We start from the raw sequence: 19,549 nt of genomic DNA on the forward strand, positions 1-19,549 counted from the left end.
CCTGCGGCCATGAGTTCTGTGAACGGAAAGGTCGTCTTCATCACCGGCGGCGCCAACGGGATTGGCGCCGAAGTCGCCCGCCGACTGCATGACAAGGGCGCCAAGCTGGTGCTCACCGACATCGACGAGGCGCAGCTGAAGGAGGTGGCAGGTCGGCTGGATGAGCGGCGGGTGCTGACCGTCGTGGCGGACGTACGCGATCTCGGCGAGATGGAGGCCGCCGTCAATGCGGGCGTCGAGAAGTTCGGCGGAATCGACATCGTGATGGCCAACGCCGGCATCGCCACATACGGCTCGGTCCTCGGCGTCGACCCCAACGCGTTCAAGACGCTCATCGACGTCAACGTCGTCGGTGTATTCCACACGGTGCGCGCGGCCCTGCCCTCGGTGATCGAGCGCCGCGGCTATGTGCTGATCGTGTCGTCGGCGGCGGCCTACGCCGCGGCGGCAGGCATGGCGCCCTACGACGCTTCCAAGGCCGCAGTCGAGCACTTCGCCAACGCGCTGCGGCTGGAGGTCGCCCACCGCGGTGTCGCCGTCGGTTCGGCGCACATGCTGTGGATCGACACCCCGATGGTGCGGGAAAGCAAGTCGGACCTGTCGACGTTCCTGGAGATGCTCAAGCGACTGCCTAAACCGCTCGGCAGGACCACGTCGGTTGAGCGGTGCGGCGAGGCGTTCGTCAGAGGCATCGAGGAACGCAAGCGCCGCATCAACTGCCCGCAGTGGGTGGGTGTGATGCGGTGGCTCAAGCCGCTGTTGTCGTCGCCGGTGGGCGAAGCCCCCGTGCTCAAGTCGGTGCCGGATCTGCTGGACAAGATGGACGCCGAGGTGGCCGCGGCGGGCCGCTCGATGAGCGCTCGCAACCAAGCGCTGGAACACGGGTGATTCGGCGCGTCGCGCTGCTTCTCGCGGCGCTACTCCTGCTCGCGGGTTGCACTGCCGAGGAGGTAGACGAGCCGACGACCACCCCCGCGCCGGAGCCGGCTGCCGTGACACCTGAGCAAGCCCGTGCGATCGCCAAGGAGGCCTACGTCTACGGCTTTCCGATGGTCGACAACTATCGGGTGATGTACTCCTACTTCGTCAACAAGCAGAACCCGGAGTACAAGGGCGGCTGGAACGAAATCCATAGTACGGCAAGGGTTTTCACGCCCGAGGACAAAACCGTCCAGACGCCGAACTCGGACACGCCGTACTCGGCCGTCGGCGCCGATCTGCGCACCGAGCCGCTGGTGTTGACCGTGCCCCCGATCGAGCAGGATCGCTACTACTCCCTGCAGTTCGTCGACCTGTACACCTACAACACCGCCTACGTCGGCAGCCGCACGACGGGCAACGGCGGCGGCACGTACCTGCTGGCCGGGCCGAACTGGAAGGGCGACAAGCCCGACGGCATCGACGAGGTGATCCGCTCCGACACCGACCTGATGCTGGTGCTCTACCGCACGCAGCTGTTCGGCCCCTCCGACCTGGAACAGGTCAAGAGGATTCAGGCCGGCTATCAGGTGACGCCGCTGTCGGTCTACCTGAACCAGCCGCCGCCCGCGCCGGCTCCTGCCATCGACTTCGTGCCGCCGCTCACCCCGGAGCAGCAGCGGACGTCTCCGCAGTTCTTCGAAATCCTGAATTTCGCAATGCGTTTCGCGCCGGCCCTGCCCAACGAGGACGGGTTGCGCGAGCGCTTCGCGTCCATCGGCATCGGACCCGACGGCGACTTCGACGCCGACGAGCTCAGCCCCGAGATGCGGTCAGCGGTGGAGGCCGGAATGGCCGACGCCTGGACGGAATTCACCGATTTCAAGAAACAGAAGGTCGACACCGGCGACGTCGGCGCCGCGGACTTTTTCGGTTCGGCTTCGGATCTGAAAGGCAATTACCTCTACCGGATGGCCGGGGCGGTGCTCGGCATCTACGGCAACACCGCCGCCGAGGCCATGTATCCGAGCTTCACCACCGACTCTTCGGGCGAACCCCTGTCGGGGGCCGACAAGTACGTCTACCGCTTCGGCAAGGACCAGCTGCCGCCGGTCAACGCGTTCTGGTCGCTGACGATGTACGAGCTGCCGCAGAGCCTGCTGGTGGACAACCCGATCAATCGGTATTTGATCAATTCGCCGATGCTGCCCAGCCTGGTGCCCGACAGCGACGGCGGCTACACGTTCTACATCCAGAACGAGTCGCCGGGCGCCGGCAAGGAGTCCAATTGGCTGCCTGCGCCGAAGGGTCCGTTCGCGCTGGTGCTGCGGCTGTACTGGCCCAAGCCCGACGCGCTCAACGGCACGTGGAAAGCCCCCAAACCCGAAAAGGTCTAGTTCCCCTTCCCTCCATACGGCGAGCGGGCGTGTCTGCAGCCGACACGCCGTAGGAAAACCGGAGTTTGCGCACGCTCGCGGCCACGTTCCGGTGTCGTCGGCCACCTATTGGTGTGCCGCACATCGGTGGCGCCCAGCTCTCGCGCGCGCGCTTAGCCGTCGCGAGCGTGCGCGAAATCGCACAAAACATCGGCGTGTCCGCTGCAGACACGCCCGCTCGCCGAAAATGAGTGAGGGGGTGGTCAGCCGCGGAAGCCCGGGCCGCGGCGGCGGAGGTAGCGCTCGAACTCGGCGGCCAGGGCGTCGCCGTCGATCTTGCCCAGCGCCTCGGTCATGTCGACCTCGGCGTCGCCGCGCTGTTCGAGGGATGCCACATAGTCGGCGATCTCCTCGTCCTCGGCGGTCATCTCGCTGACCGCCTGCTCCCACTCCTCTGCCTGGCTCGGCAGATCGCCCAGCGGCACCTCGATGTCGAGGACGTCCTCGACCCTGCGCAGCAGCGCCACCGTGGCCTTTGGGTTGGGCGGCTGCGAGACGTAGTGGGGGATTGCGGCCCAGAAGGTCACCGCGGGGATGCCCGCGGCGACGCAGGCGTCCTGGAACACGCCAGCGATACCGGTCGGGCCTTCGTAGCGGGTCTCTTCCAGCCCGAAGAACTGAGCCGAATCGGGGGAGTAGGCCGCGCCCGACACCGGGACGGGCCGCGTGTGCGGCGTGTCCGCCAGCAGCGCGCCGAGAATGACGACGGTGTCGACGTTGAGCTTGTCGGCGATCGCCAGCAGCTCGGCGCAGAATGTGCGCCACTTCATATTGGGTTCGACGCCGTGCATCAACACGATGTCGCGATTGGATCCTGGCGGGCGGCAGTGCGAGATGTGCATCGACGGCCAGACGAGCTCGCGGGTCACGCCGTCGATCTGCCGGATGACCGGGCGATTGACCTGGTAGTCGTAGTAGGACTCGTCGTCGATCTCGATGATCGGCTCGGCCTCCCAGATCGCGTCCAGGTGCTCGAGCGCGTCGCTGGCGGCGTCACCAGCGTCGTTCCACCCTTCGAACGCTGCAATCACGACCGTGTTGCGCAGTTCGGGCAGTTCGCGTCCGCTCGATTTCGCCGCCGTCACAACTTCAGCGTAAGGCCTGAGGGGTGGAAAGGAGCCGCCATGGCCCGGCGCCGGCGCGTGTTTGACGGCGCCCCGATGTGCGACGCTCCGTTTACGCCGTTGACCAGGAGCGATCTGCAAACGCGCGTTGACCGGCGGGCCGTTTGCATAGACCGACTACCCTGACTATGTGACTGCTCCTGACGCCCGCGCTTATGACACTGACCTCCTCGACGCTCTGTCGGAGCGGGTCCTGGTGGGTGACGGCGCCATGGGCACCCAGCTGCAGGCGGCGGATCTCACCCTCGACGACTTCAATCAGCTCGAGGGCTGCAACGAGATCCTCAACGAGACCCGCCCCGATGTCATCGAGCAGATTCACCGCAACTACTTCGAGGCCGGCGCGGACGCGGTCGAGACCAATACCTTCGGCTGCAACCTGAGCAACCTCGGCGACTACGACATCGCCGACAGGATCCGCGAGCTTTCGGAGAAGGCCACCACCATCGCGCGCCGCGTCGCCGACGAGATGACCACACCGGAGCGCAAGCGCTATGTGCTCGGCTCGATGGGGCCCGGCACCAAGCTGCCGACGCTCGGGCACACCGAGTACGCACTCATCCGCGACGCCTACCTCGAGGCGGCGCTGGGCATGCTCGAGGGCGGGGCCGACGCAATCCTGGTCGAAACGTGCCAAGACCTGTTGCAGCTCAAGGCCGCGGTGCTGGGCTCGCGCCGCGCGATGGCCCAATTCGGCCGCCACATCCCGGTTTTCGCGCACGTCACCGTCGAGACCACTGGAACCATGTTGCTGGGCAGCGAGATCGGCGCCGCGTTGACGGCGGTCGAACCGCTCGGCGTTGACATGATCGGGCTGAACTGCGCGACGGGTCCCGCGGAGATGAGCGAGCATCTGCGCTATCTGTCGCAGCACGCCCGCACCCCGGTGTCGGTGATGCCGAACGCAGGACTGCCTGTGCTGGGCCCGAACGGCGCCGAATACCCCTTGCAGCCCGACGAACTCGCCGAGGCGCTGACCGGCTTCGTCGCCGACTACGGCCTGTCGCTAGTCGGCGGCTGCTGCGGCACCACGCCCGAGCACATCCGCCGCGTCGCCGAAGCCATCCCCGGCGTGACCCGCGCCGAACGTCACATCACGTACGAACCCGCGGTGTCGTCGCTGTACACGTCGGTGCCGTTCCATCAGGACGCGTCGGTGCTGATGATCGGCGAGCGGACAAACGCCAACGGGTCCAAGGCATTCCGTGAGGCGATGATCGCCGAGGACTACCAGAAGTGCCTTGACATCGCCAAGGAGCAGACCCGCGACGGGGCACACCTGCTCGACCTGTGCGTCGACTACGTCGGCCGTGACGGCGCCGCCGACATGACGGCGCTGGCCAGTAGGTTGGCCACCGCCTCCACGCTGCCGATCATGCTGGACTCCACCGAAACCGCAGTGCTGCAGGCCGGTTTGGAGCATCTCGGTGGCCGCTGCGCGATCAACTCGGTTAACTACGAGGACGGCGACGGGCCAGAATCGCGCTTCCACAAGACGATGGAACTGGTGGCTGAACACGGCGCCGCCGTCGCCGCGTTGACCATCGACGAAGAGGGCCAGGCCCGCACCGCTGAGAAAAAGGTCGAGATCGCCGAGCGCTTGATCGCCGACATCACCGGCAACTGGGGCGTCGACGAGTCGTCGATCCTCATCGACTGCCTGACCTTCACCATCTGCACCGGGCAAGAGGAATCCCGCCGCGACGGGGCCGAGACCATCGAGGCGATCCGACAGCTCAAGCAGAAGCATCCCGATGTGCAGACCACGCTCGGCCTGTCGAACATCTCGTTCGGGCTGAATCCCGCTGCGCGCCAAGTGCTGAACTCTGTCTTCCTGCACGAGTGCCAGGAGGCAGGGCTGGATTCGGCGATCGTGCACGCCAGCAAGATTCTGCCGATGAACCGGATCCCCGAAGAGCAGCGCACGATCGCGCTGGATCTGATCTACGACCGCCGCCGCGAGGGCTACGACCCGCTGCAGGAGCTGATGCGGCTGTTCGAGGGTGTGTCCGCGTCGTCGTCGAAGGAATCGCGGGCCGCCGAACTGGCCAAGATGCCGCTGATGGAGCGGCTGGCACAGCGCATCGTCGACGGTGAACGCAACGGCCTCGAGGCCGATCTCGACGAGGCCATGAAAGAGAAACCGCCGCTGGAGATCATCAACGAGAACCTGCTGGCCGGCATGAAGACCGTCGGTGAGCTGTTCGGCTCCGGCCAGATGCAGCTGCCGTTCGTGTTGCAGTCCGCCGAGGTGATGAAGACCGCGGTGGCCTACCTCGAACCGCACATGGAGAAGGCCGAAGACGACGCAGGCAAGGGCCGCATCGTGCTGGCCACGGTCAAGGGCGACGTGCACGACATCGGCAAGAACCTGGTCGACATCATCCTGAGCAACAACGGCTATGAGGTCGTCAACATCGGCATCAAGCAGCCCATCTCCAACATTCTCGAAGTGGCGGAGGACAAGAGCGCCGATGTCGTCGGCATGTCGGGGCTGCTCGTGAAGTCAACCGTGGTGATGAAGGAAAACCTCGAGGAGATGAACAACCGCGGGGTGGCCCAGAAGTACCCCGTGCTGCTCGGTGGCGCCGCGCTGACCCGCACCTACGTGGAGAACGACCTCGCCGAGGTCTACGAGGGCGAAGTCCACTACGCGCGCGACGCATTCGAAGGCTTGCGGCTGATGGACAGCATCATGAGTGTCAAGAGGGGCGAGGCTCCCGATACCGACAGCCCGGAAGCCATCGCCGCGCGGGAGAAGGAAGCCGAGCGCAAGGCGCGGCACGAGCGCTCGAAACGCATTGCCGCTGAGCGCAAAGCGAAAGAGACACCGGTCGAGATACCGGAGCGTTCCGATGTCGCCGTCGACGTCGACGTACCAACCCCGCCGTTCTGGGGCACCAGGATCGTCAAGGGCATCGCGGTCGCCGACTACACCGGAATGCTCGATGAGCGCGCACTCTTCTTGGGCCAGTGGGGCTTACGCGGTGTCCGCGGCGGCGAAGGCCCCTCTTACGAGGACCTGGTGGAAACGGAGGGACGGCCGCGGCTGCGCTACTGGTTGGACCGACTGTCCACCGACGGCATCCTTGCGCATGCTGCCGTTGTCTACGGCTACTTCCCGGCCGTCTCCGAACGCGACGACGTGATCGTGCTGTCGGAGCCGAAACCGGATGCGCCCGAACGGGTGCGGTTCACCTTTCCGCGCCAGCAGCGCGGACGGTTCCTGTGCGTCGCCGATTTCATCCGTTCGCGCGAGCGGGCCGCTGAACTCGGTCAGGTCGATGTATTGCCGTTCCAACTCGTGACGATGGGCCAGCCGATTGCTGACTTTGCCAACCAGCTGTTCGCGTCCAACGCCTACCGCGACTACCTGGAGGTGCACGGGATCAGTGTGCAGTTGACCGAGGCGCTGGCCGAGTACTGGCACAAGCGCGTTCGCGAGGAGCTCAGGTTCGGTGACCACGCGATGGTCGCCGAAGACCCCGACTCCGTCGAGGACTTCTTCAAACTCGGCTACCGCGGTGCGCGTTTCTCTTTCGGCTACGGCGCCTGCCCCAACCTGGAGGACAGGGCGAAGATGGCGGAACTGCTCGAGCCCGAGCGCATCGGCGTCTCCCTGTCCGAGGAGTTCCAGCTGCATCCCGAGCAGTCCACCGACGCGTTCGTGCTGCACCACCCCGAGGCCAAGTACTTCAACGTCTAGTGCGTCCGGGATGTCAAAAACGTCTAGGTCGGGGCGAACTGGGCGGCGTTCTGACGCGCCCACTGCGCTACTGACTGAGCCGGCGTTCCGGTGAGCTCTTCGACCAGCTGATTGGCCTGCTGAGGGACGTCGACGCCACTTGCGATCTGATCGAGATACCAGCGTGCGTACTCGCCCATGGCAGGCCGCAGAGCCTTCTCCGCCTCTTCCCGGCCGCACTGCTCGTATTTCACCTCGACGCCGATCCCGACGCCGATCTGCTCGGCGATCTGGGCGCGGGTCAGTGCGTCAGGACCGGTGATGGGGTACAGCTTCCCGAAGTGGGTCTGCTCCGGCCGGGCAAGCAGCGTCGCGGCGACGCGCGCGATGTCGTCCATCGTGATGGGTGCCTCGACGGTCGTCGGGTACGGCTCGCGGACCGTTCGGGTCGCGCGGATCTGCTCGGCCCAGATGGTGAAATTGTCGATGAACTCGCCCGGCCCGAGTTGGATGTTGACGAGGCCCGATGCCGCAATTTGATCGGCGTGTTCCTGCCAGTGCCCGCTGCCGGACAGGGCAACCACGTACTGCACGTTTGCCGCGTTCGCCGCTTCGAGTGTGGCCGAAAGTGTCCTGGGCAAAGGCGCCAGATACATCCGCTCGACGCCCTCCAGCGCGGCGGGCAGTGTCTCGGGCTTGCCGAGATAGCCGACAACCGGTGTGACGCCATCGGGCAGGTCGGCCTTGGCCGGGTCGGTCGTCAGCGCACGGATGTCGTTGGCTCCCAGGTCGATCAGGTGATCGACAATGCGTCGTCCGATGTTTCCAGTGGCCCCGGTCACAAGAATCGTCATGATTTCACGCTAACTCGGACCCGTGACACAATCGCGGATGTGAAGGCGGTGCTGTGGGATATGGATGGCACCCTCATCGACTCCGAAAAACTCTGGGATATCTCCCTGGCTGCGCTCTACGAACGGCTCGGCGGCGAACTGACTCCCGCGGTTAGAGAGTCGATGGTGGGCAGTGTCGCGGAGGACACCATCCGGATCGTCTATGACGACCTCGGTTTGGAATTCGACCCGGCCGCGATGGCCGAGTCCAACCGGTGGCTTCGCGACTACACCGCAGACCTGTTCGAGGAAGGTCTGCCATGGTGTGAGGGCGCCAAGGAGTTGCTGGACGAGCTGGCCGCCGAGCGCATCCCGATGGCGTTGGTGACCAATACCGAGCGCGTTCTCACCGATCGCGCGCTCAACAGCATTGGCCGCCATTATTTCTCGGTCACGGTGTGCGGTGACGAAGTGGCAAAGGGCAAGCCAGCGCCGGACCCGTACATGCGTGCCGCAGCGTTGCTGAGCCTTGCGCCGGAGGACTGCCTGGCTGTCGAGGACTCGGTCACCGGAACTGCCGCGGCCGAGCGCGCCGGGTGCCCGGTGTTGGTGGTGCCCAACGATGTAGCGGTGCCAGGCGGCCCGCGCCGTCGTCACGCGTCGTCGCTGGCCGAATTCAGCGTCGATGACCTGCGTGCCGTTCATTCACAACTGATTACGCAGTTTGAAGAACGGACCGCCTGACTGGGCGTTTGTGATCTAATGTGACGTCTATCACGCAACGCTGCGGAAGGGCGTCCCATGACTCACGGACCCGCGGGTGAAGCCACATCAGGCGTCGATTACGAAGAATCCGAACACAGCGGCCGTGTCGTCCTGATCGCCTCCGTAGCGGCCCTCGGCGGCCTGCTGTTCGGGTATGACAGTGCGGTCATCAACGGCGCCGTGGCGGCCGTGGAGGACCACTTCGCGATCAGCAAGGGCGTGACCGGTGCTGCGGTCGCGGCGGCGTTGATCGGCGCCGCGCTCGGCGCGGTCGTCGCGGGCCGGCTTGCGGACAAGATCGGCCGGCTGTCGGTGATGAAGATCGCCGCGCTGCTGTTCTTGATCAGCGCGTTCGGCACGGGTCTTGCGGCCAACGTCGGGATGTTCGCATTCTTCCGGGTGGTCGGCGGTATCGGTGTCGGTGTCGCGTCGGTCATCGCGCCGGCCTACATCGCCGAGACATCCCCGCCGCGGATCCGCGGCCGGCTGGGGTCGCTGCAGCAGCTGGCGATCGTCAGCGGCATCTTCGTCTCACTGGCCATCGACGCGCTGCTGGCGCACCTGGCCGGCGGCTCGCGTGAGGTGCTGTGGCTGGGCATGGAGGCGTGGCGCTGGATGTTCGTCGTGATGGCGGTTCCCGCAGTCGTGTACGGCGCGCTGGCCTTCACGATTCCCGAGTCACCGCGTTATCTCGTTGCGACATACCGGATTCCGGAAGCACGTAGGGTGCTGACGAGACTGCTCGGCGAGAAGAACCTGGAATTGACGATCACCCGAATCCAGGAATCCTTGAAGGCGGAAAAGCCGCCGTCCTGGGCTGATTTGAAGAAGCCGACCGGTGGCATCTACGGCATCGTCTGGGTCGGCGTCTTCCTGTCGATCTTCCAGCAGTTCGTCGGCATCAACGTGATCTTCTACTACTCGAATGTCCTGTGGGAGGCCGTCGGGTTCGGCGAGAGCCAGGCGTTCATCATCACGGTGATCACGTCGGTGACGAACATCGCGACCACGCTCATCGCGATCGCGCTGATCGACAAGGTCGGGCGCAAGCCGCTGCTGCTCGTCGGCTCCACCGGCATGGCGATCACCTTGGGCACGATGGCGGTGATTTTCGGCACAGCCCCCGTCGTAGACGGGCAGCCGCATCTGGAGGGCGCCGCGGGGCCGATCGCCCTGATCGCGGCGAATCTGTTCGTGGTGTCCTTCGGCATGTCGTGGGGCCCGGTGGTGTGGGTGTTGCTCGGCGAGATGTTCCCCAACCGCATCCGCGGCGCTGCCCTCGGCCTCGCGGCCGCTGCCCAGTGGGTCGCCAACTGCGCGATCACCGCGTCCTTCCCGGCGCTGGGCGACTTCTCGTTGGGCATCGCCTACGGCTTCTACGCCATCTGCGCGGTGCTGTCGTTCCTGTTCGTGTGGCGCTGGGTCGAGGAGACCAAGGGCAAGCACCTGGAGGATATGCACGCCGAGGCGCACGTCACCCCGGCGCACTGAAGCCTGGTCGGCGGAAACCCGCGTGACCGGCGCGGCGGGCGCGTGACACAATCGCCTGCCGTGAAGACCTTCGACGCGCTGTTCGCCGAATTGAGCGAAAAGGCGCGCACCCGGCCTGCCGGCAGCGGCACCGTCGCCGCCCTCGACGGCGGCCTCCACGGCCTCGGCAAGAAAATCCTCGAAGAGGCCGGCGAGGTCTGGCTGGCCGCCGAGCACGAGGACGACGACGCGCTGGCCGAGGAGATCAGCCAGTTGCTGTACTGGACGCAGGTGCTGATGATCGCCCGCGGCCTGACCCTCAACGACGTGTACGGGAAGCTATGAACGGCATGCTTCGCGTCGCGGTGCCCAACAAAGGCACGTTGAGTGAGCCGGCCGCCGAGATCCTCTCCGAGGCGGGCTACCGGCGCCGCACCGACCCCAAGGATCTGACGGTCATCGACCCCGTCAACAATGTCGAGTTCTTCTTCCTGCGGCCGAAGGACATCGCCATTTACGTCGGATCGGGGCAGCTTGATTTCGGTATCACCGGTCGGGATCTGGCCGCCGAATCCGATGCGCCAGTCCGCGAACGGTTGGCGCTGGGCTTCGGCACGTCAACGTTCCGGTATGCCGCACCCAAGGGCAGCGACTGGACGGTCGCCGATCTGGCCGGCAAGCGCATCGCCACCGCATTTCCCAATCTGGTCCGAAAAGATCTGGCGGCCAGGGGAATCGAGGCCACCGTCATCCGGCTTGACGGTGCGGTGGAGATCTCTGTGGCGCTCGGAGTGGCCGACGCTATCGCCGACGTGGTCGGTTCCGGGCGCACGCTGGGCCTGCACGGCCTGGTCGCATTCGGTGAGCCGCTGTGCGATTCGGAAGCCGTGCTGATCGAAAACACACACCCCAGCGACGACAACGCCGCCGCCCGCGACCAACTGGTGGGCCGCGTGCAAGGCGTGGTGTTCGGCCAGCAGTACCTGATGCTGGACTACGACTGCCCGCGCAGCGTTCTGGACGCCGCCACCGCTGTCACACCGGGTTTGGAGTCGCCGACCATCGCGCCACTGGCGGATCCAGCGTGGGTGGCGGTGCGCGCACTGGTTCCGCGCCGCGACGTCAACGCGATCATGGACGAACTCGCGGCCATCGGCGCCAAGGCAATACTGGCCTCCGACATCAGGTTCTGCCGGTTCTGATTCAGCCGGTGCCCCATCCGTCTGCGTGTTAGCGTCCGGATGTCCGTCCACGGTCCGGAGGTCCGCATGACGTATTTCCTGGTTTTGCTGTTCGCCCTGCTGATCGGTGTCGTCGCCGGTCTACGTGCACTGACCGCTCCCGCGGCGGCCGCCTGGGCGGCAGCGCTGGGCTGGATAAACCTCGACGGCACCTGGGCAGAGTGGATGGCGCATCCCGTCACGGTCACGGTGTTGACGATCCTGGCGTTGGGGGAGTTGGTTTCCGACCAGTTGCCGAACACACCGAGCAGGCGGGTGGCGATGCAGTTCGGTGCCAGGCTGGCGACCGGGGGATTCGCGGCGGCCGTGCTCGCCACGGGTGCCGTTCTGAATCCGACCGCGTGGGTTGTCGTCGGGGCGATCGGCGCCGGTTTGATCGGCGCGGTCGCGGGCACGCTCGGAGGTGCGGAGGCACGTCAACGCCTCGTCGCAGCCATCGGCGGACGAGATCTGCCGATCGCACTCATCGAGGACGTCGTCGCGGTCGTCGCCGGATTTGTCGTCGTCGGATTGGCATCGGTCATCTAAATGGCTACGGGCACAGAGCACTTCGACGCGATCATCGTCGGTGCAGGCCAGGCTGGACCGCCGCTGGCGGGCCGACTGACTGCGGCAGGGCACACCGTTGCCGTCATCGAACGCAAGCTGGTCGGCGGCACCTGCGTGAACTACGGCTGCATTCCGACCAAGACGATGGTGGCCAGCGCCCACGCCGCGCAGACCGCCCGCCGCGGCGCCGAATATGGCGTCGGTACAGGGGATGTCGCTGTCGACATGACGAAAGTCAAAGCGCGCAAAGACAAGGTCATGACCGATGACCGCAACGGCGTCGAGTCGTGGCTCGAAGGTATGGACAACTGCACGCTCATCTATGGGCATGCTCGTTTCGAGGACCCGCACACAATCCGCGTCGGCGACCGGCTGCTGCACGGCGAAAAGATCTTTCTCAACGTCGGTGGACGGGCGGTCGTACCCGACATGCCCGGACTCGACGAGATCGACTACATGACCAATGTCGGCATCCTCGAACTCGATACGCTGCCCGAGCACCTCGTCATCGTGGGCGGCAGCTACATCGGCCTGGAGTTCGCGCAGATGTACCGGCGCTTCGGCGCCCGCGTCACCGTCATCGAGCGCGGTCCGCGCCTGACCTCGCGAGAAGACGAGGACGTCTCGGCGGCCATCAAAGAGATCCTCGAAAACGAAGGGATCGCGGTCGAACTCAACGCGAACTCGATCTCGTTCAACAAGCGGGACAACGGCTTCGAGGTTACACCACGCGCTGCGGTGGACCCCATCACCGGCTCGCATCTGCTGATCGCCGTCGGGCGGCGCCCCAACACCGACGAACTCGGCCTGGAGAAAGCGGGCGTGCAGACCGACGAGCGCGGCCACATCGTCGTCGACGACCACTGCCGCACCAACGTCGACCACATCTGGGCGATGGGCGACTGCAACGGGCGTGGGGCGTTCACCCACACGTCCTACAACGACTTCGAGATCGTCGCCGCCAACCTCCTGGACAACGATCCGCGCCGGATCAGCGACCGCGTGCCCACCTACGCGCTCTACATCGACCCGCCGCTGGGCCGGGCGGGCATGACGGTCGACCAGGTGCGCAAGTCAGGCCGAAAAGCGTTGGTGGGCAAGCGGCCGATGACCCGCGTCGGGCGGGCGGTCGAGAAGGGCGAGACCCAGGGCTTCATGAAGGTCGTCGTCGACGCCGACACCAAGGAGATTCTCGGTGCGGCCATCCTCGGTGTCGGCGGCGACGAGGTCATCCACTCCATCCTCGACGTCATGTCGGCCAAGGATCCCTACACCGCGATTTCACGCACCATGCACATCCACCCGACGGTCAGCGAGCTGGTGCCGACGATGCTGCAGGAGATGACGCCGCTCGACCAAGGTTGAACTGGCGCGTCACCAACGCGACGCGGTGGCCGAGGTGCCGGCACGTCCGCACATCGGACGGGTGAACCTGGTCCGGATTGGCGTCGACGTTGGTCTGCGCCCCGGCGCCAAGGAAGAAGCCCAGCCGGTTGAGGTCGTCCTCGGTGGAGGTGGACGTGTTCCAGCCGGCGCTCAAACCCAAGCTGACCCAATGCATATGGTGCTGCGCGGCGAACACCGCCAGCGACATCAGGGTGTTGAGCTTGTCGCCGCTCTTGCCGCCGGAGTTGGTGAATCCCGCGGCCACCTTGTCACGCCACGTGCCGTTCATGCACCGCCGTCCGGTCTGCTCGGCGAAGGCCTGAAATGCCGCTGACACATTGCCCATGTAGGTGGCGCTGCCGAAGATGATGGCGTCGGCCCCATCGAGGACGTCCCAGTGCCCGTCGGCCATGTTGTCGACGGAGATCATCGTGACGTGAGCGCCGGCGTCGGTGGCGCCGGCGGCAACGGCTTCGGCCAGGGTAGCGGTGTGGCCGAAGCCTGAATGATAGGCGACCGCGACGGATGGCGCGGCAACGTGAGATCCATTGTGTATCATGTTATTTCGTCTCCATCTGTGCTTGGACGATTTCCTGCCGTCTGGTACTCCAGTCGGGCGGCTCCCCGCCGGCAAGGTAGGCTTCCAGCCGGTCGAAGAACGCGTGGGTGCCAAAGCGGAAGCCGGTCGCGTTGCGCGGGCCGAGCCCACGATGCGTGAAGCGCAACAGCGTGCCGTCGCCGTCGGGATGCAGTTCGTAACGCACGACGCTGTGTTCGACGATGGCCTGCTTCCACTCGTGTTCAAGCACGCGCGGTGGATCCCACACGAGGATGCGGCCGGTCATCCGCTTCCTCTCGACGGGTAGCGGCGGGCCAGTGGCGACCATTTCGATCTGGCCGCCCTCGCGGGCTTCAATTGTCGTCTCGCCGAACCACTGTGCGCGTTCGGCGGGATCGGTGATCGCCGACCACACCGTATCTATGGGGTAGGGCAGCCGTCGCTCGAACGTGAGCATCGCGTGATCACCTTTGATCGTGAGTCGTCCGTCGTGCGCGGTCATGAGGTCTTCCCGTGCTTGGCTTCCAGGTGGCGTTCGAGGGCGTCCAGATGGTTCGCCCAGAAGCGCCGGTAGCGCTCGATCCACTCGTCGATGGGCATCAGGCCGTCGGCGCGCAGCGCATAGATCCGGCGCTGGGCGTCGGGCCGTACCTCCACCAAACCCACTTCGCGGAGCACCCGCAGGTGCCGCGACACCGTCGGCTGCGTCAGGCCGGGCAGCGTGGCGACAAGCTCACCCGCGGTGCGCTCGCCCTCGGTGAGCACGTCGAGCAACGCCCGCCTGCTGGGCTCGGCGACTGCCTCGAAGACGTCCATGCCTCAAGTATTGCACTCCATCTATATAGATGCAAGCACATATAGTAAGGGTGAGTTGGCGGACCAGAGATCTTGTGGAACCCCAACGGGCCGGGTACGGCGACTCGCCTACGCGACGCGTACTGGCCGGAGCTCTCGCTGATCAAAAGCTCCGTCGCAGATTCGCTTGGCGACGAGTCACGATCCGGGTGCGAGAAAGCGTTGTTCGGTGTCGGAGCCGGGTTGAAACCGCCGTGTCCATATGTAGCCGAGCAGAGCCGCGGCCGCGATGACGACCAACGTTCCGATGGTGAAGAATTCGAAGGTGGCACGCGAGACACCCCACGATTCGGCGAAGTCGTAGTCCACCCCAATCAACGGTTCAAGCGTGCCGGGGAATACCGCGACCCAACTTCCCAACACCACCCAGAGGTAGATCAGCACGGTACTGAGCCAGAGGCCGGCGTGGCCGCCGGGCACCTGGTACGGCCGTTCGACGTCGGGGTAGCGCTGGCGCAACCGGACGATCGTCGGGAAGATCACCAGGTAACTGAGCAGCAAGGTCGTGATCGCCACGGTCAAGACGACATGGAAGACCGACGCGACGCTGCCGGACACCAGCACGGTAGCGGCGATGGTGAAGACGGTGGCGATCGCGCCGGACAGGACGTTCATCCGCACAGGTGTACCGAATCTCGGTGAAAAGACACCGAAGTAACGGGGAAATGCGCCGTCGGCGGCCGCACTGGCCTGCACCCGGTCAGAAGCGATCATCCATGCCCTGGGTGAGTGCGATGAAGATGAACAGCACCGCTGTAGCCACCAACAGTGGCGAAGCCGCGTCCCCGTAGACCTTGAACACCTCGCGCACAGCGTCCAGAAACCCACTGGCGCCGGAGATCTGGTCGGCGGGGACGACGGCCAGGATTGCGAAGATCGGAACCAGATAACACGCGACGGCCACAGATCCAGACGAGGCCACGGCGATAGGCACGTCTCGGCGGGCGTTGCGCATCTCTTCGGCGGCGCCGTTGGGGGCCTCGAATCCGACGAAGGCGAACAGCATCACAGGGGTGACACCCAGGAACCCGGCCATGGTTGGCGAAAAGTCGCCTGCCGCATACCCATGCACGCCGTACTTGACGCCGTAGATCACGACGGTGAGGACGAAGAAGACGAGCAGGCACACTTTGCAGATCGCGCCGGCCGCAACGATCCACTTACCGTACTGCAGCCCGATGATGGCGGTGGCGATGGCGAACCAGACGAATGTGAACTTGAACAGGTAGTCTCCGAATGAGCCGGACGCCAACGGGTGAATGTATGCGTCCCACGTCGCCGCAGAGATGAAGGCGAGCGAACCCCCCAGCCAGATCGGGTTGGTGATCCAGTAGTACATCGTCGCGACCGCGGCGGCCAGCTTGCCGAAAGCCAGCCGCACCCAGATGTAGGGTCCGCCCTCGCTTCGGAATGTGCTGCCGAGTTCGGCTGTCACCAGGGCGTAGGGGTATAGAAACGTGACTGCGATCACGACCGCCCACGTGAACGCCTCTGCACCGCCGATAGCTGCGATCTCCGCGATCAGGTCGATGCCAATGATCGCCGACACCGCGAGAAAGACGATGTCGAGTCGGCCCAGTGTTTTGCGGAGGACCGACACTTCCTGGGGCGCCGCGGTTGTCGCGGTGGGCACTATCTCGACTCCTGTCACTCGACGACCGGATCGAGGTCGATCCTATGTCCAACGTGGACTTGGGATCTCGTCGAAAGTTCTGTCGAGCGCTCGCCAGCCGCCGAATGTGAAACCTCTGCGAAATTTCGTTTGTTTGCTCGCACATGCTTCACGCTCGGCGGGTTGTCGCGGTCAACTCCTGTATCAGCTCACAAAGGGTTGGCCGAGTGGCGCCAGGTGCGGAGAACCGGGGAATCACGACGAGCTGCCTTGTGTCAGCAACTTCGACCAACGCCTTCCCGCCGGTATGGAAATCCGGCATATCATGTTCGCCGATCGCGACGGTCACGCGGCCGGCGAGTCGCCGTAGTTGCGCTGGCGTCGGATCCGGCGCGCGTGGAGGCTCGCCGTGCGCCCGCCGCAACAGCAGCATGCGCGTTTCATTCTGTGCCGCACGGTGTTCGGGCGCCCGCTGACTGCCTTCGTCGTGAGGCGGACACCGATCAGGGAATGCCGTGGAGTCCTGGGTGTTGGCCGGGTGGGACGTTCGGCGCGGGTGGTGCTTTGACGTTGGGGGTGAATAGGTTGCCTGCGGTCGGGTTGATGTCCTTCTCGGTGGGAGCTGGCGGCGGCGCGGGGGGTGCGCTGGGTGTCGTGGTTGTCGTGGTGGTTGTCGTTGATGTCGGCGACGGTGTTGTGGCGGTGCCACCCCCGCATGCGGCGATCAGTGCGATCAGCGCAGCACCCGCACAGGCGGTGAGCATGCGTCGACCGAGGCAATGGACGGACATGAGCAAACTCCTGTCGGTGGGTGTGGCGTCTCGTCAGTGCTTGTTGCGGTGCACCCCAGGCGGTTCCGTCGGCGCAGGCGGTGCCTTGATTTCCGGGGTGAACAGGTTTCCGCCGGTGGGATCGATCCGCTTCTCCGTCGGGGGAGCCGGCGGGGCCGTGGTGGTAGGTGGCGGTGTTGCCGAGGTGGGTGTCGTTGTCGTGGGTGTTGTCGTTGATGGTTCTTGGTCGCCGCTGCTTTGACATCCGGCAGCGAATACGGCCGCCATGGTCAGGGCGCCGGCGAGGGTCGCGATTCGGCGCCTGGTGAGGACGGGCATTCCATTTCACTCCTTCGAAGTCGGCCGGACGGTTGACATTCCGGCTCACGTTTCCTCGGTTACTGACTGTCCGGGGTGTCGCGGTGGGCTTCCAACAGCCGCAACCACACTTCGCTGATGGTCGGGAAGCACGGCACGGCATGCCACAAGCGGTTGATGGGTACTTGTGCGGCCAAGGCGATGGTGGCCGAGTGCAGGAGCTCAGCTACACCGGGTCCGACGAAGGTGACTCCGAGCACGCGGTCGCGGTCGAGGTCGACGATCATTCGCGCATGACCGGTGTAGCCGTCGGCGTAAGAGGCTGCGCCAGGGACGGTTTCGCCCATGTCGACGTCAACGATTTTGATGCGGTGGCCTCGATGCTCGGCCTGTTGGGCGGTCAGGCCGACGGAGCCGGCTTCCGGGTCGGTGAAGAAGACTTGGGGGACCGCCTGCTTGTCTGCCGTGACGACGTGGGTGCCCCACGGTGCGGTCTCGAGCGGTTGTCCATGAGCGCGGGCGCTGATGGCGTTGGCGGCCATGCGTGCTTGGTACTTTCCTTGATGGGTGAGCAGCGCTCGGTGGTTCGCGTCACCCATCGCGTAGAGCCAGTTGTCGTCAACACCGCGCACGAGGCAGGTGTCATCGACCTCAAGCCAGGAGCCTGGGCTCAGACCGATCGTCTCTAGACCGATATCGGCGGTGTTGGGTGATCGTCCGATCGCGAACAGGATCTCGTCGGCTTCGAGATTCTCGCCGTTGTCGAGTTCAACCGTGACTGGTCCGGTGCCGCCTGGGCGGTGCAGTTCGGTCACCGAAACGCCGGTATGAACCTCGACGCCCGCCTGAGTGAGTCCGCGGCTGACGTGTTCTCCGACGAACGGTTCCATGCGGGGGAGCAGTGCGGGAGTGCGCGCCAGCAGGGTCACGTTGGCGCCGAGGCCGTTCCATGCCGTAGCCATCTCCACGCCGACGCCACCCGCGCCGACCACGACCAGCCGCGGGGGAACGGCGCTGCTGTCGGTTGCCTTGCGGTTGGTCCATGGCTTTGCTTCGGCCACACCAGGGATGTCGGGCACTGTTGCCGTGCTGCCTGTGCAAATCGCAACCGCCTGACGTGCGTCGAGCACGACGAGGTCGTTATCGGCCGTGGTGATCGCGACCCGTCGAGGACCGTCCAGCCGGGCATGACCTCGATACAGGGCTGCGCCGAGCCCGTCGATGATGAACGCGGCTTGGCCGCTGTCATCCCAGTTGGTGACATAGCGGTCGCGTCTGCCGAACACACGGGGCGCCGCGATGGGGCCGCCAATGGCTTCGCGGGCGCCGTCGATGCGACGCACATCGGAGACGGCGAGCACCGGACGCAGCAGTGATTTGCTCGGAATACAACCCCAGTACGAGCACTCCCCGCCGACGAGTTCGCGGTCGATGACCGCGACGGTAAGGTCTGCGGCGCGGCAGCGCGCGGCGACGTTTTGGCCGACTGGGCCGGCGCCGAGCACGATGACGTCAAAGGTCTCTGTCATTGTCTTTGTTTCCTTTCGTGATTGCGGTCGGGATGACCGCTACGAGGCGAGGGCAATAGCACCGTCGGTGGCTTGCAATACCGCGTCGTTGATGTAGCTGACAGACGGTGAGGCCAGGAACGCAACCGCGACCGCGTCGCGCGAGGTCAGGCGCAGTTCAATCTCTTGGCGGTGTCAGATCACTAGTGACACAGACGCTGTCAGTATGCACGTGGGGAAGGGGCAGGGTGTGTGGAAGTTCTTATGACCGCCATCAACTGATCGAATCGATGTGCGGTTGGTGTCTTCTGGTGATTACTTGCGTGACAGTGCAATTGGCGGACCGCTGAGAACGTCGTCGCGGTTTCGGGCTGACTTCGTCGGCACGGCTGGTGTAGCGATGCCGCCATCTTTCGTCGCCAGTTGTGGAGCATCAAACGATGCCTCAATGTCTCCGCCGAAGGCGAGCTGGAGATGGCCGGCGTAGCGAGCAGTTGGACTCGGCGTAGCGATGATCTGC

At 65.2% G+C, this 19,549-nt stretch carries 17 protein-coding genes; 9 read left to right on the plus strand and 8 right to left on the minus strand.

Translation table 11 applies throughout. The features are described from left to right. Positions 1 to 9: 9 nt before the first annotated feature. Both CQY20_RS16560 and CQY20_RS16565 read left to right on the plus strand, forming a co-directional pair. A complete protein-coding gene (locus tag CQY20_RS16560) occupies positions 10 to 888 on the plus strand; it encodes an SDR family oxidoreductase (protein WP_097941170.1) in 879 nt (292 codons plus the stop codon). Then, positions 885 to 2,315, plus strand: coding sequence for a DUF1254 domain-containing protein (locus CQY20_RS16565; RefSeq protein WP_097941171.1), 1,431 nt, complete (start codon positions 885 to 887; stop codon positions 2,313 to 2,315). Before CQY20_RS16560 ends, CQY20_RS16565 begins: the two co-directional genes overlap by 4 nt. Before the next feature lie 242 nt (positions 2,316 to 2,557). Here CQY20_RS16565 and CQY20_RS16570 read toward each other — a convergent pair whose 3' ends face one another. Beyond that, on the minus strand, positions 2,558 to 3,439 hold the full coding sequence (locus CQY20_RS16570; protein WP_097941172.1) for a PAC2 family protein: 882 nt from the start codon (positions 3,437 to 3,439) through the stop codon (positions 2,558 to 2,560). Between the two features lie 169 nt (positions 3,440 to 3,608). Here CQY20_RS16570 and metH point away from each other — a divergent pair, with 169 nt between their 5' ends. Then, a complete protein-coding gene (metH, locus tag CQY20_RS16575) occupies positions 3,609 to 7,184 on the plus strand; it encodes a methionine synthase (RefSeq protein WP_097941173.1) in 3,576 nt (1,191 codons plus the stop codon). 23 nt (positions 7,185 to 7,207) lie between these two features. Here metH and CQY20_RS16580 read toward each other — a convergent pair whose 3' ends face one another. Further along, positions 7,208 to 8,017 carry an SDR family oxidoreductase gene (locus tag CQY20_RS16580; protein WP_097941174.1) on the minus strand — a complete coding sequence of 270 codons (810 nt, stop codon included), beginning with the start codon at positions 8,015 to 8,017 and terminating at the stop codon, positions 7,208 to 7,210. A gap of 39 nt (positions 8,018 to 8,056) precedes the next feature. Here CQY20_RS16580 and CQY20_RS16585 point away from each other — a divergent pair, with 39 nt between their 5' ends. The 6 genes from CQY20_RS16585 (at position 8,057) to CQY20_RS16610 (ending at position 13,386) form a co-directional block, all read left to right on the plus strand. Continuing rightward, positions 8,057 to 8,740 (plus strand): HAD family hydrolase, encoded by a 684-nt coding sequence (locus CQY20_RS16585; RefSeq protein ID WP_097941175.1) that lies wholly within the window; start codon positions 8,057 to 8,059, stop codon positions 8,738 to 8,740. A gap of 57 nt (positions 8,741 to 8,797) precedes the next feature. Beyond that, entirely contained in the window at positions 8,798 to 10,252 is a 1,455-nt protein-coding gene (locus CQY20_RS16590) for a sugar porter family MFS transporter (RefSeq protein WP_097941176.1), read from the plus strand. A gap of 42 nt (positions 10,253 to 10,294) precedes the next feature. Further along, on the plus strand, positions 10,295 to 10,576 hold the full coding sequence (locus CQY20_RS16595) for a phosphoribosyl-ATP diphosphatase (protein WP_097941177.1): 282 nt from the start codon (positions 10,295 to 10,297) through the stop codon (positions 10,574 to 10,576). Positions 10,577 to 10,581: 5 nt separating this feature from the next. Next, complete coding sequence (gene hisG / locus CQY20_RS16600) at positions 10,582 to 11,433, plus strand: ATP phosphoribosyltransferase (protein ID WP_097941222.1); 852 nt, start codon at positions 10,582 to 10,584, stop codon at positions 11,431 to 11,433. A 66-nt stretch (positions 11,434 to 11,499) separates the two neighbouring features. Then, positions 11,500 to 12,000, plus strand: a complete 501-nt coding sequence (locus CQY20_RS16605) for a DUF4126 family protein (protein ID WP_097941223.1) — start codon at positions 11,500 to 11,502, stop codon at positions 11,998 to 12,000. Beyond that, positions 12,001 to 13,386, plus strand: a complete 1,386-nt coding sequence (locus tag CQY20_RS16610) for an FAD-containing oxidoreductase (RefSeq protein WP_097941178.1) — start codon at positions 12,001 to 12,003, stop codon at positions 13,384 to 13,386. It abuts the gene before it with no gap. Here the strand turns inward: CQY20_RS16610 and CQY20_RS16615 are convergent. The 6 genes from CQY20_RS16615 to CQY20_RS16645 form a co-directional block, all read right to left on the minus strand. After that, on the minus strand, positions 13,331 to 13,966 hold the full coding sequence (locus CQY20_RS16615) for a flavodoxin family protein (protein WP_097941179.1): 636 nt from the start codon (positions 13,964 to 13,966) through the stop codon (positions 13,331 to 13,333). The genes CQY20_RS16610 and CQY20_RS16615 overlap by 56 nt on opposite strands. Position 13,967: 1 nt before the next feature. Then, positions 13,968 to 14,468 (minus strand): SRPBCC family protein, encoded by a 501-nt coding sequence (locus CQY20_RS16620; RefSeq protein WP_097941180.1) that lies wholly within the window; start codon positions 14,466 to 14,468, stop codon positions 13,968 to 13,970. Then, positions 14,465 to 14,782: an ArsR/SmtB family transcription factor gene (locus CQY20_RS16625; RefSeq protein ID WP_097941181.1), complete on the minus strand. Its 318-nt coding sequence runs from the start codon at positions 14,780 to 14,782 to the stop codon at positions 14,465 to 14,467. The genes CQY20_RS16620 and CQY20_RS16625 overlap by 4 nt, the downstream gene beginning before the upstream one ends. A 177-nt stretch (positions 14,783 to 14,959) precedes the next feature. After that, a complete protein-coding gene (locus tag CQY20_RS35940) occupies positions 14,960 to 15,535 on the minus strand; it encodes an APC family permease (protein ID WP_207767289.1) in 576 nt (191 codons plus the stop codon). After that, on the minus strand, positions 15,522 to 16,454 hold the full coding sequence (locus CQY20_RS35945) for an APC family permease (protein ID WP_207767290.1): 933 nt from the start codon (positions 16,452 to 16,454) through the stop codon (positions 15,522 to 15,524). Before CQY20_RS35945 ends, CQY20_RS35940 begins: the two co-directional genes overlap by 14 nt. A gap of 1,147 nt (positions 16,455 to 17,601) precedes the next feature. Continuing rightward, positions 17,602 to 19,050: a dihydrolipoyl dehydrogenase family protein gene (locus CQY20_RS16645; protein WP_097941184.1), complete on the minus strand. Its 1,449-nt coding sequence runs from the start codon at positions 19,048 to 19,050 to the stop codon at positions 17,602 to 17,604. Positions 19,051 to 19,549 lie beyond the last annotated feature (499 nt).

It is taken from the genome of Mycolicibacterium agri, from assembly GCF_002553505.1.
Classification (GTDB): Bacteria; Actinomycetota; Actinomycetes; order Mycobacteriales; family Mycobacteriaceae; genus Mycobacterium; species Mycobacterium agri.

What these genes read in the sequence shown, in the direction of transcription:
- CQY20_RS16610 (WP_097941178.1), top strand. Translation starts at nt 12,001, where the DNA reads ATGGCTACGGGCACAGAGCACTTCGACGCGATCATCGTCGGTGCAGGC.
- CQY20_RS35940 (WP_207767289.1), bottom strand. Translation starts at nt 15,535, where the DNA reads ATGATCGCTTCTGACCGGGTGCAGGCCAGTGCGGCCGCCGACGGCGCA.
- CQY20_RS16615 (WP_097941179.1), bottom strand. Translation starts at nt 13,966, where the DNA reads ATGATACACAATGGATCTCACGTTGCCGCGCCATCCGTCGCGGTCGCC.
- hisG (WP_097941222.1), top strand. Translation starts at nt 10,582, where the DNA reads ATGCTTCGCGTCGCGGTGCCCAACAAAGGCACGTTGAGTGAGCCGGCC.
- CQY20_RS16645 (WP_097941184.1), bottom strand. Translation starts at nt 19,050, where the DNA reads ATGACAGAGACCTTTGACGTCATCGTGCTCGGCGCCGGCCCAGTCGGC.
- CQY20_RS16590 (WP_097941176.1), top strand. Translation starts at nt 8,798, where the DNA reads ATGACTCACGGACCCGCGGGTGAAGCCACATCAGGCGTCGATTACGAA.
- CQY20_RS16620 (WP_097941180.1), bottom strand. Translation starts at nt 14,468, where the DNA reads ATGACCGCGCACGACGGACGACTCACGATCAAAGGTGATCACGCGATG.
- CQY20_RS16580 (WP_097941174.1), bottom strand. Translation starts at nt 8,017, where the DNA reads ATGACGATTCTTGTGACCGGGGCCACTGGAAACATCGGACGACGCATT.
- CQY20_RS16605 (WP_097941223.1), top strand. Translation starts at nt 11,500, where the DNA reads ATGACGTATTTCCTGGTTTTGCTGTTCGCCCTGCTGATCGGTGTCGTC.
- CQY20_RS16560 (WP_097941170.1), top strand. Translation starts at nt 10, where the DNA reads ATGAGTTCTGTGAACGGAAAGGTCGTCTTCATCACCGGCGGCGCCAAC.
- CQY20_RS16625 (WP_097941181.1), bottom strand. Translation starts at nt 14,782, where the DNA reads ATGGACGTCTTCGAGGCAGTCGCCGAGCCCAGCAGGCGGGCGTTGCTC.